The 17,815-nt window shown below is 43.1% G+C and carries 12 protein-coding genes and 1 pseudogene; 2 read left to right on the plus strand and 11 right to left on the minus strand.

The annotated features are described in order from the left end of the window. Positions 1–225: 225 nt before the first annotated feature. A complete protein-coding gene (locus WKT08_RS01735; RefSeq protein WP_003010925.1) occupies positions 226–795 on the minus strand; it encodes a TetR/AcrR family transcriptional regulator in 570 nt (189 codons plus the stop codon). Between the two features lie 129 nt (positions 796–924). Here WKT08_RS01735 and WKT08_RS01740 point away from each other — a divergent pair, with 129 nt between their 5' ends. Then, positions 925–1,767, plus strand: coding sequence for a DegV family protein (locus WKT08_RS01740; RefSeq protein ID WP_021153425.1), 843 nt, complete (start codon positions 925–927; stop codon positions 1,765–1,767). Positions 1,768–1,961: 194 nt separating this feature from the next. Here the strand turns inward: WKT08_RS01740 and WKT08_RS01745 are convergent, their stop codons facing one another. From WKT08_RS01745 to WKT08_RS01755, 3 genes are read right to left on the minus strand one after another with little or no spacing between them, the layout of a single operon-like run. After that, entirely contained in the window at positions 1,962–3,608 is a 1,647-nt protein-coding gene (locus WKT08_RS01745) for a hypothetical protein (protein WP_340279662.1), read from the minus strand. Then, the gene (locus WKT08_RS01750; protein WP_014713507.1) at positions 3,598–4,341 is read right to left on the minus strand and encodes an ABC transporter ATP-binding protein; all 744 of its coding nucleotides are present in this window, start codon (positions 4,339–4,341) and stop codon (positions 3,598–3,600) included. Before WKT08_RS01750 ends, WKT08_RS01745 begins: the two co-directional genes overlap by 11 nt. Before the next feature lie 39 nt (positions 4,342–4,380). Beyond that, complete coding sequence (locus tag WKT08_RS01755) at positions 4,381–6,012, minus strand: M20/M25/M40 family metallo-hydrolase (RefSeq protein WP_340280088.1); 1,632 nt, start codon at positions 6,010–6,012, stop codon at positions 4,381–4,383. A 208-nt stretch (positions 6,013–6,220) separates the two neighbouring features. Here WKT08_RS01755 and WKT08_RS01760 point away from each other — a divergent pair, with 208 nt between their 5' ends. After that, the gene (locus WKT08_RS01760; protein ID WP_118095313.1) at positions 6,221–7,702 is read left to right on the plus strand and encodes an alpha-amylase; all 1,482 of its coding nucleotides are present in this window, start codon (positions 6,221–6,223) and stop codon (positions 7,700–7,702) included. A gap of 331 nt (positions 7,703–8,033) precedes the next feature. On the opposite strand, the gene trxA is transcribed toward WKT08_RS01760, so the two are convergent. The 7 genes and pseudogenes from trxA to WKT08_RS01795 all read right to left on the minus strand — a co-directional run bounded on the left by trxA (position 8,034) and on the right by WKT08_RS01795 (position 17,758). Continuing rightward, on the minus strand, positions 8,034–8,348 hold the full coding sequence (trxA, locus tag WKT08_RS01765; protein WP_003002728.1) for a thioredoxin: 315 nt from the start codon (positions 8,346–8,348) through the stop codon (positions 8,034–8,036). 97 nt (positions 8,349–8,445) lie between these two features. Beyond that, a complete protein-coding gene (locus WKT08_RS01770) occupies positions 8,446–11,475 on the minus strand; it encodes a CocE/NonD family hydrolase (RefSeq protein ID WP_340279663.1) in 3,030 nt (1,009 codons plus the stop codon). A 118-nt stretch (positions 11,476–11,593) separates the two neighbouring features. Further along, complete coding sequence (locus WKT08_RS01775; protein WP_023918412.1) at positions 11,594–13,579, minus strand: peptide ABC transporter substrate-binding protein; 1,986 nt, start codon at positions 13,577–13,579, stop codon at positions 11,594–11,596. Between the two features lie 129 nt (positions 13,580–13,708). Next, the gene (locus tag WKT08_RS01780; RefSeq protein WP_340279664.1) at positions 13,709–14,746 is read right to left on the minus strand and encodes a M42 family metallopeptidase; all 1,038 of its coding nucleotides are present in this window, start codon (positions 14,744–14,746) and stop codon (positions 13,709–13,711) included. A 90-nt stretch (positions 14,747–14,836) separates the two neighbouring features. Beyond that, positions 14,837–15,328: pseudogene (locus WKT08_RS01785) on the minus strand (NADAR family protein); the annotation flags it as partial. A gap of 278 nt (positions 15,329–15,606) precedes the next feature. Beyond that, complete coding sequence (locus tag WKT08_RS01790) at positions 15,607–16,203, minus strand: response regulator transcription factor (protein WP_000698198.1); 597 nt, start codon at positions 16,201–16,203, stop codon at positions 15,607–15,609. Next, the gene (locus WKT08_RS01795; RefSeq protein WP_049488342.1) at positions 16,184–17,758 is read right to left on the minus strand and encodes an ATP-binding protein; all 1,575 of its coding nucleotides are present in this window, start codon (positions 17,756–17,758) and stop codon (positions 16,184–16,186) included. The genes WKT08_RS01790 and WKT08_RS01795 overlap by 20 nt, the downstream gene beginning before the upstream one ends. Positions 17,759–17,815 lie beyond the last annotated feature (57 nt).

Raw genomic sequence — 17,815 nt, forward strand, 5'->3', positions numbered from 1 at the left:
AGGAAATAAAATAAACTATACTATGTGGCTCATTCAAACATACACTGAAACTTTCCGCCGTGAGAAAAGTGCCTGAAACAATAACGTTACAGGCACTCGGAATTATTGAGACCTTAGGCTCAATAATTAGTCTTGGAACTTCGAAGAAGTTCGCTGACGTCCGTACTCACCTAAGGAAAGTTTCTAAGAGAAGTTTATCTTGAAGTTGACACCTCTCGGTGGTGATTACTTCTTCTTTTGTGGGAAGAGAGGGAGTCCAAGGGTCGCGATCTTCTCGGCGGGGATCTTCATGCCATCCTTGATCCATTTGGAGATGACAGAGACAATGGCTGAGCTCCAGAAGGAATTGAGGTAGCTGCCAGCGCCATTCGAGGAGCTGCCATTTCTTTTTTCTAAAAAGTCATAGACTGCCTTGGTCAAGAGTCGCTCAAAATTATAATCAATGGCCAAGCTAATGATTTTGGCTTCTTTCTTGACTTCCTTAAAGAGGTAGACCCAGACTTGGTAGAGATCTGTCTTGAGGTTGTAGCCATCTAAAGACTTGGTAATCTTTGCGATACTAGACTGAAAGATGGACTCTAGAATCTCTTCTTTGGAGTCATAATTACGGTAAAAGGCTGCGCGAGAGACACCCGCACGCTGAACCAGCTCAGAGATGGTGATCTTTTTCAGATCTTTTTTCTCCAACAATTGCAGGAGAGAGATTTCGATGGATTCTCGTGTAATCGCATTGTTTTCTCGGTTAAATCGTTTGAGATTTTCCAAGGATTTCTCGGATATTTTTCTTTCTGCCATAACATTTACTTTCTATCTGTCTCACCTGATGATATCTGCTTGGATAGCATTGTACTTCATGATATAATTGTAAAAGAAGACATACTACTTGTCAATGTACATTTTTATACAATTATGAGGTATGAACTGATGAAATGGAAAATTATTGCGGATTCAGGCTGTGACTACCGCTCTTTGGACAATCTGGCACCGGATACGGAGTTTGTCAGTGTCCCATTGACCATCCAAGTGGGAGAGACCATCTATACAGATGACGCCCAACTCAATATCGATCAGATGATGGAAGAGATGTATGCGACTACGACAGCTTCTAAGTCTGCCTGTCCAAGTCCAGATGATTATATGAAGTCCTTTGAAGGAGCTGAAAATATCGTCGTTGTGACCATCACTGGAACCCTTTCAGGTAGCTACAATAGTGCTGAGGTAGCTAAGAAGATTTATCTAGAAGAGCATCCGAATACCAATATCCACGTCATTAATAGCTTGTCAGCTGGGGGTGAGGTGGACCTAATCGTTCGCAAGCTCAATCAGTTGGTCGCTGAAGGCCTCGATTTTGATCAAGTGGTCGATGTGATCACGACCTACCAGTCTAAGACGAAGTTGCTCTTTGTTTTGGCCAAGGTTGATAATCTGGTCAAAAATGGGCGTCTCAGCAAATTGATCGGAACTGTTGTCGGACTCCTCAATATCCGTATGGTCGGCGAAGCTAGTAAGACCGGTACTCTTGAGTTGCTTCAAAAAGCTCGTGGCCAAAAGAAAGCGATCAAGGCGGCTTTTGATGAACTAATCAAGGCGGGTTATGCTGGCGGTCATATCACCATTGCTCACCGCAACAATGAAAAATTTATCGAGCAATTCTCCGCATTGGTTCGAGAAAAATTTGCCCATGCAATGATTGAAGTCCTTCCTACTTCTGGACTTTGTAGTTTCTACGCCGAAGAAGGCGGTCTCCTCATGGGCTATGAAATTTAAGTTACCACTAAAAATAGGCTAGGACAAAAGTCCTAGCCTCTCATTTGTTTTTGGATTGTCGAGCAAGACGCAGTGGTTGAGTGGGCTCTACTAAGCTGATTTCATCAGCTTTTACAGCCCTACTCAACTGTGCGAAGGTGGGACGACGAAATCGAATTCTAACGAATGACCGATTTCTGTCCCACTCTCTTTTTTTATTCTCCGATCTCTTGGTAGAGGGTACGGATTTTTTTGCGGTAGATGGTGTAGCTGATGCCTGCTCCAATTAACAGGATGACACTATAAAGGATCACAGCCAGCAGGGTGCTGACGGAATGATAGGTCCAAATGAAGCTGACAATAATCAAAAGAAACATCACAAAGATAAAGACAATCAAGAGAATAGACTGAAGGACTGCATTCCCACGATGACGAGTCATCAACTCCGTGATATTGGTCCAATTGGTGCTAAAGTTCTGAAAATCTTTGACATAGTCTCGAATGCAGATCGGAATGGTGGTTACGATCCAGATCAGTAACATGGCAAGGATAGCCAAGGGATGGACGCCAAAATAGAGACAAACGCCAACTAGAAGAATGACAGGAAGGATGGATTGCACCAGATAGAGCAACCAAAACTTCATAAAGAGATAGCGTTTGAAATCAACAGGGAGGGATCTCAAGTATTCAAAGTTTTCGCGCTCTAGCGAAATACCGATACTGGTCAAGCCTCCAAAACTATTGAAAACACCGATCAAGATGGCAACAAGGGTCAGTGGTACCAGATACTGGGGTGTCAAGTAAGGACTGAGGCCTCCTATATTTTTTGATGCTCCTGCTGCTCCACTGAGGAGGAAAATATATGGCAGAATACTCATCATCAATAGGACTTGCACCATAAGGGTTCCATCGCTCAAGAGTCTGCGATGATACTGAATGACAAACTGTCTAAAGGAGTCTTTCTGGCCCACATGGATGGCTTTCACGCGCTCTTTGACGGTTTGGTTGGTCGCAACCGCAAGGGCTGCATCATAGAATTGTGGGATCACGATTTTGCGAACCAGGCCGATCAAGACCAAAAGCACCGCTATCCAGCCCAGAAGGCCAAGGATCGCTCCACCATCAAAAGGATGGAGGATAAACTGATGAAAGGCTGTAAAAGGTGGAAATAGAATGGGAATATCCGCTCCACCCGACACCTCTACCCGATGGGTTTGGACTAGATTCAGATAGAGATAAGCTCCTAGGCTCAGAAGAGAACCAATTCCGACCATGATGTTGGAGACCAGGGTCGTGTGTTTTTTGAAAAAAAGGGTCTTAGTGATCAAATGAGCTAGTAAAATCGTCGCTAAAAAGAGAACGCCTAAGAGAATCACGGCACAAAAGAGGCCTAGCAGGATCCCTAACGGATTGCAGCCGCCTGCTTGGACAGGCAGGATCAAAAAATAGCTGATCAATGGAAGGATAGCCATGAGAAGGGTCAGGATGACCGAGATACTTTTTCCAGCAATGACTTCCGCATCTGAGAAAGCATAGGGCCGGTAAAACTGGAGGTCCTTGCTTTCATAAAAGACATTGTAAAAACTCATAAAGCCTTGGGAAATGGTCATCAAGGAAAAGAGGGCCACCATATTGACAAAGAAGGCTGGCTGATGGACAAAATCATAGATACTAAAGAGCAAGCCAAATATGAGGAAATAGACCAATCCTAAAAAGAGGTAGTTGAGCACCGATCTGCGGGCAACATTGAGTTTGACGTCCGGTTTTTTAGCCTGTTTGGCGCGTAATTTTGCGATCTGGGCCGGCTGACTAGCATAGATGATATTGACATTGACCAGCTGTTGGATGATCTTAAGACGCATGATCGCCACCTTCTTCCTTCCGCCCCGCTAGGCTGAGATAGATACTTTCCAGACTTTGTTCGGGATGTTGGCCCTTCAATTCCTCGATCGTCCCATAGAAGATGAGATTTCCCTTTTTCAGAATAGCAATTTTATCACAGAGTTGTTCGGCCACTTCTAATACGTGGGTAGAGAAAATAACCGTCTTGCCGCGATCCGCATGTTGGCGCATCATTTGTTTTAAATCGTAAGAAGCCTGTGGATCCAAACCGGTCATGGGTTCGTCCAAGACCCAGATATCTGGATCCGACAAGAGGGCTGCAATGACAAAGACCTTCTGGCGCATCCCATGTGAAAAGGATTCAATCACTTCATAGCGGTGGCTCTGAAAATCAAAGATCGTAAGAAGCTCTTCCAAGCGTTGATCACAGTCTTTCTGACTCATATCATAAGAGGTCGCAACCAACTCCCAGAATTCATTGGCTGTGAGGCGCAAGAAAAGATCTGGTGAATCCGCTACATAACCGATCTTCTTTTTGATCGCCAGCCGATGGCTATAGAGGTCCTGACCATCCACTTCAATTGATCCAGTAGTTGGGGTGATGACACTGACCAGGCTCTTAATCGTCGTTGACTTTCCAGCTCCGTTGTGGCCAATCAAGCCGACAATTTGTCCATCTTCGATGGTCAGATCCAAGTGGTTGAGGGCAATGTGCCCATCGTAATCTTTGGTAACTCCGTGAAATGTAATCATGTTAACTCCCTAATGGATCCTCATTGGGACCGTTTTTTCTTATTCTGTTGATAAGCGATCATCGAAATGGTAGAGCAATTCTAGCAGATAGTTTGGAATGGTCTCTAAGAAGTCTTCTTTGTAGACCCGCTCTCCTCGCTTATGCAATTCTTTGCCCCAAGGGCCTAGATTGACCGCTGGAACCTGAATTTGGGCAATTTTTTCCAGATCCAGATCATAGACCTGGGCTGGTGTGGCTAGGCTATCCAAGACGACTTGATAAGAGGCCACATCCTTTTCCAAGGCACAATAACTGGTGTCGTTAATCCCCATAAAGTATTCTTCGACTTTTAAGAGGTAACCTCTTGTGTCCAGATACTCGCGGTAATCAGTGATGAGGGACACGATATTGAGATCGGTATTGTCCAAAAAGCGGCAGTTCATGGAAGGATAATAGGGGGGCGCAAAACCAATAACCACCATGGGATCCTTATCTCCGAGAAACTCTAGGAGTCGCTGGATTTGCTGGATTGCAAGGCTCTGGTAGCTGGTCCCATTACGAAAATCGTATTCCGCTTTTTGGTTAGAAGCTTCCCTAAAGGCTTGGTAACCTTCTATGGCTTGGCATCGTTCCTCTAGTTCTTGATAGGTGATGACTCTTGGCCTTGCAATCATATGGTCTTGGCCAGCCTGATCCTGCAAGTGCTCATACTTCTTGTAAAAGGCATCCAAGGCCTCCTGACTAAGCTCATAAATCCGCTGTAGGAGCTCTTGGGGTGTTTTCTTCAAATGCAGAACACTGAAATAACCAGCCGCATAGAGCACGGTCGATACATCGTACTGGTCCTTCAAATCTCTGAGATAGGACCAAGAAGGAAGGGGAGACGTTTCTCCCAGCGCCTGATCTGCCAGATCGGGATGAAGATCTAGCTGGCTTGCGATGGCCACTAAGAGTGACAAGGCATTGATCCCTTTAAGGGGCTCCTTCATATGGGACAAGACACCTTGTGCCACAACGACCGGCATGAGTTTGCCGACTGTGCCAATGTGAAGGACCTTTTCTTTTCCTACCTCTGATTCAAAGGGTTCTGAATCCACTGCTAATACATAATTCAGATCAAACTTCTCCTGCAAATCTGTGAGGAGGCCCAAAGCTCCACGCATCCCACGTGAATAGGATTCCTCATCTCCAACAGAGAGATAGAGCAGATTGACCTGACCTTCCACGGGATCTGCCGCATAGGCTTCCAGAACCCCCAATTGAAGGGCCAATGCTGCTTTCATATCGCAAGATCCTCTGCCAAATTTCCATTCCCCAGAAGCTAAATCTTCCTGCATATCAGGTCGACTGTCCAGTCTTTTCAAAGCTTCTGCTACTTTATCAGAATCGAGCGCGATCTCTGCCAAATTTCCATAGTCTTCTAGATCAACTGTATCATGGTGGTGGAAAAGGATAACTGTTTTTTTCTTGCCCTTATCGACCAAGGCCCAATTGACCGACCGATGCAAGTGATCCTGTGGCACCTGGTAGCGCCCAAAATGGTCCGGATGTTCCTTGAAATAAGGGATCTGGGCAATCCGTTGATCCAGGTAGGCTTCGATCCCTTGCTCGGTCTCAGTGTTGGTAAAGCTCGGGATTGCCAAGGCTTCAGTAAAAATCGTTTCGATGCTCTCTCTATTGGTGGTTTTCACTTTCAAACCAATCCTCCTTTGATATGATCAAACTATAAAATGAATAGAAATAAATGTACCAGACTGATATTTCTACGTAAATAAAATGCTACTTTTTATATTCTCACTTCATTTCTTTCATGTATGCGATTTCTTTTCCAGAAAGGGCTTGCTTCCAGCGCAAACGTTTGTCGCATCCAACTATTTTTGGTAAAATAGGGACATTCACATGAAAGAAGAAATAAAAATGGAAAATCAAACCTTAATGCAATATTTTGAGTGGTATTTGCCCGCTGATGGGAACCACTGGACGCGTCTTGCTGAAGATGCGCAACACTTAGCAGACTTGGGTATTCGTAAAGTCTGGATGCCGCCTGCTTTTAAAGCTACTTCTAACAATGACGTTGGGTACGGAGTCTATGACCTCTTTGATTTGGGCGAGTTCGATCAAAAAGGAACGGTTCGCACCAAATATGGTTTCAAAGATGATTATCTTCAAGCCATTCAAGCCCTCAAAGATGCAGGGATTCAACCAATGGCCGATGTCGTTCTTAACCACAAAGCTGCTGCAGATGGCTTAGAAGAATTCGAGGTCGTTGAGGTCGATCCGATGGATCGAAACAAGATCCTTACCGAACCTTTCACCATTCAAGGATGGACCAAATTCACCTTTGATGGCCGAAATGGCGCCTATAATGACTTCCACTGGCATTGGTACCACTTCACCGGTACGGACTACGATGCTTCACGTAATAAAAGTGGGATCTACCAAATCCAAGGGGACAACAAAGGTTGGGCCCATGGAGATCTGGTTGACAAGGAAAACGGAAACTACGATTACCTCATGTACGCCGATATCGATTTCAAACATCCCGAGGTTGTAGAAAATCTCGACCAATGGGCTGAATGGTTTATCGAAACAACAGGGGTTGAGGGCTTCCGTCTGGATGCAGTCAAACACATTGACTCCTTCTTTATGAAGAATTTCATCCACAATATCACCAAAAAATATGGTGAAGATTTCTACGTCTTTGGTGAATTTTGGAATGGGGACACAGAAACCAACGATGAGTACTTGGAAAGCATTGACTACTTATACGACTTGATCGATGTGGCCCTCCACCAAAATCTCTTCCGAGCTAGTCAAGAAGGTGAAAATTTCGACCTTCGAACTATTTTTGACGGAACACTAGCGCTCAATCATCCTGAACAGGCCGTAACCTTTGTGGACAACCATGATACCCAACGAGGGCAAGCCTTGGAATCTACCATCCAAGAATGGTTTAAGCCTGCAGCCTATGCCTTGATCTTACTTCGTGAAGCTGGTTTGCCTTGTGTCTTCTATGGAGACTACTACGGTATCGAGGGCCAATTTGCGCAAGAAAGTTTCCAAGGGGTCCTCGATCGACTCTTATGGGTTCGTAAAGATCTGGCCTATGGGGAAGAAACGGACTACTTCGATGATCCTAATTGCATCGGTTGGACACGTTCAGGTTCAGAAGAATCAGCACCAATCGCCTGCTTGATTTCCAATAACCAAGCTGCTACAAAAGTCATGGAGATCGGCTCATCCTACGCAGGCCTCACCTACTATGATGTACTAGAAAATTGTAGCGAAACCGTCCAAGTCCAAGAAGACGGTACTGCTGAATTCCCAGTGGCAGAGCGCTCCGTCAGTGTCTGGGTAGCCCAAGATAAAGAGGGGCAATAACCTTTATATGTAATTTTCTCCTAGGATCTACACCTTCCTAGGAGAATTTTTTCCTGTAAAAATTTTATAGGAAATACAGCTTCATTTTAGCATTATAAGAAAGCGCTGTCAATGGGTATCGCGTCTATTTGAAAGAAATAAAGAGCATCAAAAAAAGCTGGAAAAATTATCCAGCCTTCGATATTTGATAGAAATAACTGCATGACGCAGTGGTTGAGTGGGCTCTACTACGCTGATTTCATCAGCTTTTACAGCCCTACTCAACTGTGCGGAGGTGGGACGACGAAATCGAATTCTAACGAATTACCGATTTCTGTCCCACTCTCTCTTTTTAGCTCAATTCTGCAATGATTTCTTTCAATTGGGCTTTCGTATGAACTCCAGCCACTTGTTTGACAACTTGTCCATCTTTTTTAAAGAGAAGAGTTGGAATCGACATGATACCGAATTGACGCGCTGTATTTGGATTTTCATCGACATCCATCTTACAGATTTTCAAATCATCTTCATGTACTTCTTCTGCCAACTGATCCAAGATTGGAGCTTGCATGCGGCATGGACCGCACCAAGTTGCCCAAAAGTCAATCAAGACAAGGCCTTGGCTGGTTTCTTGTTCAAAAGTTGCATCTGTGATTACGTGTGCCATATTTCCTCCTTTTTCAGTAGTGACTACTGATTTAGCATTTCTACTTTTATTTTACACTAAATGATGCCATTTTAGAAATATTTGCTACGGGGACTCCTTAGGCATCTTCTCTCTTTTTGCGCCAAAAGATGAGGCTAGAAGCTGTTAGACTGATCATACCTAAGAGACCCAGAGCATGGTCTTTGCTCCCTGTTTGAGGAAGCGTATGATCTGCTTGTTCTCCTCCTACTGCAGAAGTCGCAACTTGAGGATCTTCTGCCAATCCTTGTGAAACAAATTGAGGGCCATAGGATACAGCTAGTGTAAGACGAGATTGCTCTTGTCTTGCTGATTCTCTTTGCATCTGCTCTTCTGTTTCAGGAAGAGTTTGGCTTGGTTGGACAAAGTATTCTGGGCTTGGAAGCCTATATTCTTCCTTGTAGTGGACTTCTGGAGCGACTAGAGCAGCACCTTCAACTTCTGGTAAATTCGCATAGTCTGTATCTGTTGCACTTGGTACATAGGCTGCCTTTTGGGCGCGGGTCTTTTCGACAATTGGAATCGCTGCCTGGATAGAATCTGTCTTAAAGGTTACTTCATAGGGATGCTCCACCGTTAAATCAGATGGGTCATAGGTGTTGAAAACAAGCGCTAACTTGTGACCTTTCTTAACCGTATAGAGATTTGGTTGGAGATAAACGGTGTAATCGTGGTATTCTCCCACTTTAGGCTCGATGCTTGCGCGAGAGCTTGATGAATCGTAGCCAGACTCAGGGTTCGCAAGATTGATCCACCCTTTAGCAATCACCTTGTACTTGGTCTTGATGGTTTCGTATTCGGCAACAGATAGGTTGCTTAAATTGCTTCCCATCCAGAAAGCGTCTGCTGTTTTATCTTGCTTGACGCTACCATTTCCTACCACGTCAAAATCCTCATCTGCCACATCTACCAAGAGAGCGTTGATTTGGAAATTCTTTCCTTGACCTTTGGCAAGAGCTGCCTTGAAATGAACGGGGATGTGGCCCTTGATCGTAGTGTCCTCAGTAACATCAGAAACAAAGGTCAGATTGGCCTTAGAGGAGGCTTTGCTGACTGTTTCATTACGGTTAGCGATTTCAACACCTGCAGCAGCATAATCGCTAGAAATGGTTTCTTCTAGCCGTTTAGAGCTTGCATTCAAGAAGAGACGTTGACTGCTCTTCCAGTTATCATAGCTGGTCCACTTGCTTGGATCATAGTTGTTTTGAGCTAGAACCGCTGGCAAGCTTTCGACGTGATTGTCCACTCCGTAAAGGTAATGGGTCAGCCAGGTATTGAGCAGGTCATAAAAGTCCTGACCATTGGCAGTGATGCCGTATCCCCGTGACATAGCCGCTGGATAGACGTGATCTCCTTGGTGGAGATAGAGCTTGACATCTTGTCCTGCTTTCTTGAGGGCATCGTACATGAGTTCAAAATGTTTGGTCTTGACATTGTCATCATTCAAGCCATGGACGATCAAGGCGCTGGTCTTGAGATTTTCTGGATGAAGGGTATAATCCCGCTCCTTCCAGACATCACTGTAGTTACGATCATGGGCGTACTGGTCCTTGTTCAATTGGTTGATGTAGTTGGAATAGTTTTGCCAAATTCCTGCCCAGTCGTCTTGGTCCAGCATCCGTGTGCTAACGTAAAGGGAGAGCCATGAAAGGTCACTATAAGGTGCATTACCAAACTGGGTTCCTTGGCTATTGAAATAATCATACCAAGAGGCTATTCCTGCTGCCGGAACGATGGTCTTCAATCCTTCTACGCCTGTCGCTGCCACACCAAAGGTCGTAGTTCCAGCCCAGGATAGACCGGTCATTGCGACATTACCCGTTGCCCAGTCTGCCTTGATTTCGACATTGCTAGTCTTATCAGTGTAGGCTTTGCGTTTGCCATTGACCCATTCGATGATATTCTTGAAGGCATTGATTTCGAGATCAGACCCCGTCGTGTTAAATCCTTCTGATCCCTTGGTACCAAGTCCGGCGCTAGAGATAAAGGCATAGCCTCTGACCAAGAAATAGTCATACCAGTTCAGATCTTCGTAGTCATAAATATACTCGTAGGGACTGTAGTAATACCAATCCGATGCCTTGGCCTTTTTCGCTGCTTCTACTGTTGTTTCACTGCTTACTGGCTGTCTCTTTGCAGGTTGGCTGTGCAGTTTCTTCATATCATAGCTACCGTCTGTTGGAAGCCCCAAACTTTCGAGGGTCACGTAGTTTTCGTCTAGCGTCCCCGCTACGTAAGGGCGCGCTTCCAGAATAGTGGCTGCCTTAAAATCACCTTGCGCTACTGCTTTTGGTAGTTGAACAATGGCTTTAACTAAGTCAGGCTTGCCATCTGCGTCGGTGTCGTAGTCCGTTTCGACATAGACAGGGAAGCGTACAATTTGGCTGTCTTCATATTTGTAGTCTTGGTCTGCTTTTTCTCCCGTCGTATAAGGGAAAATCGGCTGGGCACGACCATTTAAAAAGAGCGGACTTTTCTTTTCAGCCCGGTAGGCATCGTAGAGTTTCTTAGCTGTTTCATACATCTTGGCCAATTCTGGCTGACTAACCTTACGAGTCAGATCTTCTGATTTTTCAATCAAGCCTAAACTCTTGGCAAAGCGTTCGCGATCTGCTTGGCTTTGGCCCAATTGGCTAGGATCTGTTGCTGCCCATTGAAGCAAGCCATTAACAGCATCTTGGACCGTCAACTCTTTAGAGGCTTGATCCTCTGCAAGGGTGCTACCTGTGACCTTTGCCAAATCCTGACTTGTTGCCGGAGCTTCTGAAGGAGGAGCAGATTGAGGCCCAGCTTCCCTGTTTGTTGCTGCTGGAGTTGCTACTGGGACCGTAGGCTCACTTTGTCTTGTGTGTTCTTCTGTAGCAGGGGCTACTTGATTTGCAACTGCCGTCCGATCCAGCGATGCCTCATTCGAGCTTGCAGCTTCTTCACTAGTGACAGTACTTGCGTCACTTGTTGTCGGTCTTGCTTCAGTAGATGGAGCATGGACCACTTCTGTCGATGGGGCTAGCTCTTCTGTCTGCTCATCTGCTGCTGCTACTTGATGCAAGACCATCGGCGCGATCAATAAACTTGATGCGACAATGGAAACCATTGTTTTCTTTTTCATGTCAGTCTCCTAACTTTTTGTAATCAACACTCCCATTATACTATGTAAGCGTTTTAAGATCAAACAGATATTCATCTGATCCACAAAAAACCGAGGCATCAGCCTCGGTTATCGATCCTTATTTGACGTGTTTCTTAAGATCTTCTTGTGCTTTTTTGTTTGACTCTGCTTGTTCTTTTTGCCATTTTTCAAGGGCTTTGTTGTAGTCAGCAGTTGTCACAGCTTTATCTTGGAGTTTCATCCCTTTGTAGATCACGTGGTCTTTTCCTTTACCACCAGTCCATGCAAATGGAGCTGAGAATGGTTCGATACGTGTCAAGAATGGACGTCCAGTTGATGAAGAAGTTGGCATAACAAGGGCACTATCTGTCAACCAAGCTTGCGCTGCCGCATATTTTTCATAGCGTTTGTTGACGTCTTGTGTTTCTGCACCAGCATCTTTAATCATCTTTTCAAAGTCGTACAGACCAACTTTTTTAGCTGCTTCATTGTTTTCACTTGGGTCAAATCCAAGGAAAGTCTTAGTATTTTCACCAGATGAAGCTTTCAAGATATCCATGTAAGTTGATGGGTCTTGGTAGTCAGGGCTCCATCCAACATTATCAGAGAGATCCCAATCTTCGCCAGCCGCATTTGGTGCAAAGAGGGTCACATTTTGAAGGTCTTCCTTCGAAAGCATTTGGATATCGATGACGATATTTTCTTTACCAAGTGCTTCTTCAACTGATTGTTTGAAGGATTGTACCCGTTGAACTCTTGATGGTGTGGTTTGGTCTACAGGCATATCGATGTGAATTGGGAATTTCACACCTTCTGCTTCCAAGGCAGTCTTCGCTTTTGCAAACTCTTCCTTCGCTTTCTTAGCATCGAAGAGACCATTTTGACCATCGTCTAGTTTAGTAGACTTCCACTCATCTCCGTAGGTATCCAATTGAGTTTTCACCATTTCACCAAAGGTCTTGCCATTAGCTTGGACAAATGTTGGTGGAATGTAGAGGTTACGGATGATCTTGCTTGCTCCGTCTTTTCCGTTCAATTGAGCAGCATACGCTTCACGGTTGAAGGCAAAGCTGATCGCTTGACGGAAGTCCTTGTTCAAGAGAGCTTTCTTAGTAGATTGTTTTTCTTCATCGGTCTTCTTAGCTGTGTGTTTGTAAGATTGACGGTCGATGTTGGTACCAATAACATAAGAAGCAGCATCTTGAGGAGTGTAGGTGATTTCGTCTTTGAATTCTTTGGCTTGCTCTGAGTAACCAGATCCAGTTGGGAAGAGTTTGGCCAAGCTAAGAGCATTTTCACCGAATGATTTAGCCAATTTACTTTGGTCTTGTCCATCGTAGAATTCCAATTTCACATCTGAGATGTAGACCTTGTCTTTATCCCAGTAGTTTTCATTCTTGGTCATTTCGATAGAAGATTTTGAAGTAAAGCTCTTTAAGATGTAAGGACCATTGTAAAGAAGGGAGCTAGTATCACTTGCTTGAGCGAATTTATCCCCTTTTGATTTCACGAATTTTTCGTTGACAGGGAAAGTGATCCCAAGAGTCAATTTAGAGTTCCAGTAAGATTCTGGTTGGTTCAAAGTGATTTGAAGGGTATGATCATCAACTGCTTTTACTCCTACAGCTGAGAAATCTTTATTTTTACCACTGACGTAGTCATTCAAGCCTTTGATAGAATCTTGGATGATGTAGAGCATTTCTGATTTGTTATCAGCCGCATATTTAATCCCTGTGACGAAATCTTTAGCTGTTACATCCGCATACTCTTCGCCTTCTGAATCATACCATTTAGCATCGTCACGAAGTTTATAAGTATAAGTCAAGCCATCTTGCGAAACTGTCCAATCTTTTGCAAGAGATGGAATCAAGTTCCCGTATTTATCATTTTCAAACAAACCATCAATCAAGTTTCCAGTGATATCGTGGGTTGCTGCTTTACCAGATGTGATATAGTTTAGGTTTTCTGGCTCCGTCTCATAGACATATGAGAATTTTTGACCGTTGCTTGAGCTAGATGATTTAGAACCACCCGAACAAGCTGCTAGGATACCTGCTGAAAGGAGGGCAACTCCCGCAAGTGCAATGACATTTCTTTTTTTCATGTAAAACTCCTTAAGAAATTTTAAGTTTATTTTAAGATTATACCACAAAGATTTTCAGAAGAAAAGGAATTTTCAGAAAATTTTAGTTTTAGTTTAAGAAAAAACTACTCCGGAGAGTAGTTCCAATTTTTAATCTACTAAGTCGCTCTTGAGGTAGGCATCGACCATGCGCTCTGTTGCTACTACAGAATCCAAGTGAGTCCGCTCATAAGAGTGGCTAGATTCGATTCCTGCTCCGAGAAGAGCATGTTTGACTTCTGCTCCTGCGCTCATGGCTGCAGAGGCATCTGATCCATAGAAAGGATAGATATCCAACTTATAAGGGATTTCTTGGGCTTTTGCCAAGGCTACCAAATGCTGACGGAATTCGTAGTGATATGGTCCTGAAGCGTCTTTGACACAGATGGATACCGTGTATTCATCCGTCGCTTGGTCATCTCCCATAGCCCCCATATCCACTGCCAAGTATTCGATCACTTCAGCTGGAATACTAGAATTAGCCCCGTGCCCCACTTCTTCAAAGACTGAAAAGGCAAAGGTGGTCGTTACTGGCAATTGGATCTGTTCTTCCTTGTACACGCGCAGAAGATTCAAGAGAATCGCCGCACTCACCTTGTCATCTAGATGACGAGATTTGATAAAGCCAGTATCTGTCACAATGGTTCGGGGATCAAAGCTGACAAAATCACCCACTTCAATGCCAAGGGCACGAGTTTCTTTTTCATTGGTTACTTTTTCATCCAGACGGACTTCCATATTGTCCTGGGTCCGCTCGACAGTCCCCGCCTCCTTGTAGACGTGGCAAGAAGTCTGATGGACCAAAATCGTACCCGAATGGGTCTTTCCGGTATTAGCCACATGGACCGTACAATTTTCCCCTTCAATCATATTCCAAGGGAAACCACCGATACGGTCCAGCTTGAGGCGGCCATCTGGTTTCACCGCGCGGACAATAGCCCCCAAGGTATCCACATGGGCTGTGACGTAGCGTTGCTTGTCTGTGATCACACCAGGAATGGTCACATTCACACCACCCTTAGCAGTCCGAGTTACTTCGTACCCAAAGCCTTCAATGGTTTTGACCAAATAGTCTGCGATCTCACGTGTAAAACCGGTCGGTGAAGGAATGGCTGTCAATTCCTGTAAATAAGTCACTGTCTGATTCATAATGCCTCCAAATATGTTTTTCTTTATTCTAGCATGAAATAGTTGGAATAGCTAGAGGAGAGGTTACAGAGTGGAGTTTTTCAACTCTTCCCGCACTTGCATTAAGAGAAGGCCTAGTTTGTTCTTCCCAGTGCCATCTCCCCCATCAGCCCAGTAAGCGTCGTTTTGCGTATGTTCGATGAGGATGGCATCTCCTGTCGCTAGCAATTCTTCAGCGATTTCTGGATTCTGGCTAAATTTCATTCGAAGGGCCTGAAGCATCACCTCATCTTTGACCTCTTCCCAATCTGGTCTCAAGGGATTTTGTCGATTGCGTCCCTCCAAAGCAGCATCTATTGGAGATGCTATCTGACGAATTTTCTCTTGAATTTGGGGTACTAATACAGTATCTGATGACAAAATGCTGGCTTTATCTTCTCCTTGTTTATCCTCTACAAGTTTAGCTGCAGCCAATTCAATCTCTTTGCGACTTTGTTTAGCAGTAGAATGTTGACCAGCAGTATATCCCATCATGAGAATAAAGCTAGTTGCAGCTACTGTTCCAACACTAATTAAGGCTTTAGTTTTGACTTTATTTAACATCTTAGACCTTCTTTCTATAAAAACTAAGTCAAGAATACCAGATAAAGCTTGAAAAAAGTATCACAGAAGTAAAAATGCCACCCGAAGGTGGCCAATATAACTTACAAAATTAGTAATCCGTCTGATAAATTTTTTTATACAAACCATTTTTCAGATATCATAGACATAATGATTTCCTCCTTAATTACTAATAGATTATCAAATTTACTGTTTATTAGAATGAGTAATATGTGCAATTTTTGTAAATAAATTAAAAAAGCTGCATCTTCTGCAACTTTTTAATCTGGTGGAAAATAGCCCAACTGCTCAGCGATGTGAATCGCCTCCTGCCTGTTAGTCACTCCCAATTTTGAAAAGATATTGGCCAAGTGATTGGAAACTGTACGTTTACTAACATAGACCTTGTCACAGACATCATCAATGGTCAAGCCATTTCTAACCAGTTCTAGTATCTCGATTTCTCGTGGTGTTAGCACCTCTACCATCACTTCATCTGAAAAGACCTTACCACCTAGATAAATCTTTTCCAGTTTTTTCACCAACTCATCTGGGTCCATACTTTTGTCCAGAAAGCCATAAGCCCCCATAACTTTAGCTCGGTGTTCATACATTTTTTTACTGTAACCTGTCAAAATCACAACCTTACTAGAACAACCATTGTCGATAATCTCTTGTGCCAAGGTCAGCCCATCATCTTGATACAGACTCGTCAGGTTGATGTCAATCAAAATAATGTCGTAGTCATTAAAAGCAATCTCCGAAATAGTCGAAAAATTATCCACTAACTGGACCTTTTTAATGTTTTCCGATAACTCTAAAATCATCTTGATACTTTGGCTAAATAATTTATGATCATCAATTAACAAAATTTTCATAACACAACTCCTTATCAATCGGGAGAGTAATTTCTACACGAAATTTCTTATTATTTTCAAAAATCTGCATTTGACCACCTAAAACACTAATTTTATTAGACATATTTTTCAAGCCATAACCTAAGGATTTTTCTGTTTGAAGACAGTCATTTTCAGAAATGATAAAAATAGCGTCATCATGCACATCAATCTTCAAAGAAATCCTTCCACCACTAGCGTACTTAACGGCATTGGTCGCCAACTCCTCAACCAGACGATAGGCAATTTTATCGTAAGGAGATAAAAGCCTAAAGTGGGCAGGAAACTGTGTGACTACTTCATTTTCTGCGTGATAGCGTTTGACAATCCGATTAATCAGCCCTTGATACTGGATGTCTAACTGCTCGTCTGTTTCTACCATTGGCTGATAATAATCCATCCGCTCACGAATCCGCTGAACCAACTCCTCTGTTACCAGATTGATCTGTTCACCAAAAGCTTGATTGCTACTATATTTATTGAAATTTTTTATTGCCATAACATTTTGCAGGATTTCATTGTGAAGAAATTCGGAGAACTGTTGTTCTGTATCTTCATTTGCCAGCAGATTTTTCACCATACGGTTACGCTTTAAAAAGAGAACTTTTACATAATCCCCAGAATCTAGCATTTCAGCAGAACGAAAGAGGCGAATCAATTCTTCCGAACAAATCCCGAACAATAGTAACATGATATTCAAGACCAAAAAGCTCGTGTTTAAATCTAGACGAAAGATGATGAAAATGCCTACTAACAAAAACATAACCAGTAAAAACAAGCGTGAAAAAGCTTTTATATAGGACAATTTTAACTCTGATACCTTTTTTTGAAGAGAGCTGATAATTGTTTTGAAGTGTAAAAAAGCTAAGATACCAAGAATTTCTAGATACCAGACTAGGTTCATCACTCCTGAGCCCCTCGTATTGATATACAAAAAGAAATAAGAAAGAGGCAATATCAAAGCTAATATCCACAAATTTCGTCTCTGATACTTGAGTTTACTTTTCAACTCTTTATGATATAAAATCAGTAAAATCAAGGGAACAAGGTTTAAAAAGAAAGACGCAAACAAGGACAGAAATAGAAAAATTGAAGGACTTAACAGATATGAACTAATGGTGATTAGTGTCAACACAAAGGACACACTCAACAGTTCTTCTCCTATTTTCTCTCCCAGAAAGATAATAGACAGAGAACTATACACCAATAAAAAAGAGTTGAGCGGATGAAGAATATCAAAAAAGTGCAACAGGGTGCTCGCAACTCCTTGATTAAATATGGATTGCCAGCTAATGAGAAACATCATCAGGAGCAACCAAAGTTTCAACTCACTATACCGAAAGGTCACAATATTACAAATATAGCTAAATACAATTAAAGCAATAATCAGCAATAAAACCATCTGCAAGGAAAAATCTGTCGAAAAGTCCAGAGGGATCCTATGATAAATATAAATCATTAAAGCTAGATGATTCAAAATCGTCAACCACCACAATAAAAGTGAGTTTTTCGAGAACAATTTGACAAACTGTTTCATATGTATCTACTTCCTGAACTACTTTAATATTATTATAACACAATACCAGAATTGCAG

This window comes from Streptococcus sp. HCA-5024, assembly GCF_037890265.1.
In the GTDB taxonomy this organism is placed as follows: domain Bacteria; phylum Bacillota; class Bacilli; order Lactobacillales; family Streptococcaceae; genus Streptococcus; species Streptococcus lingualis.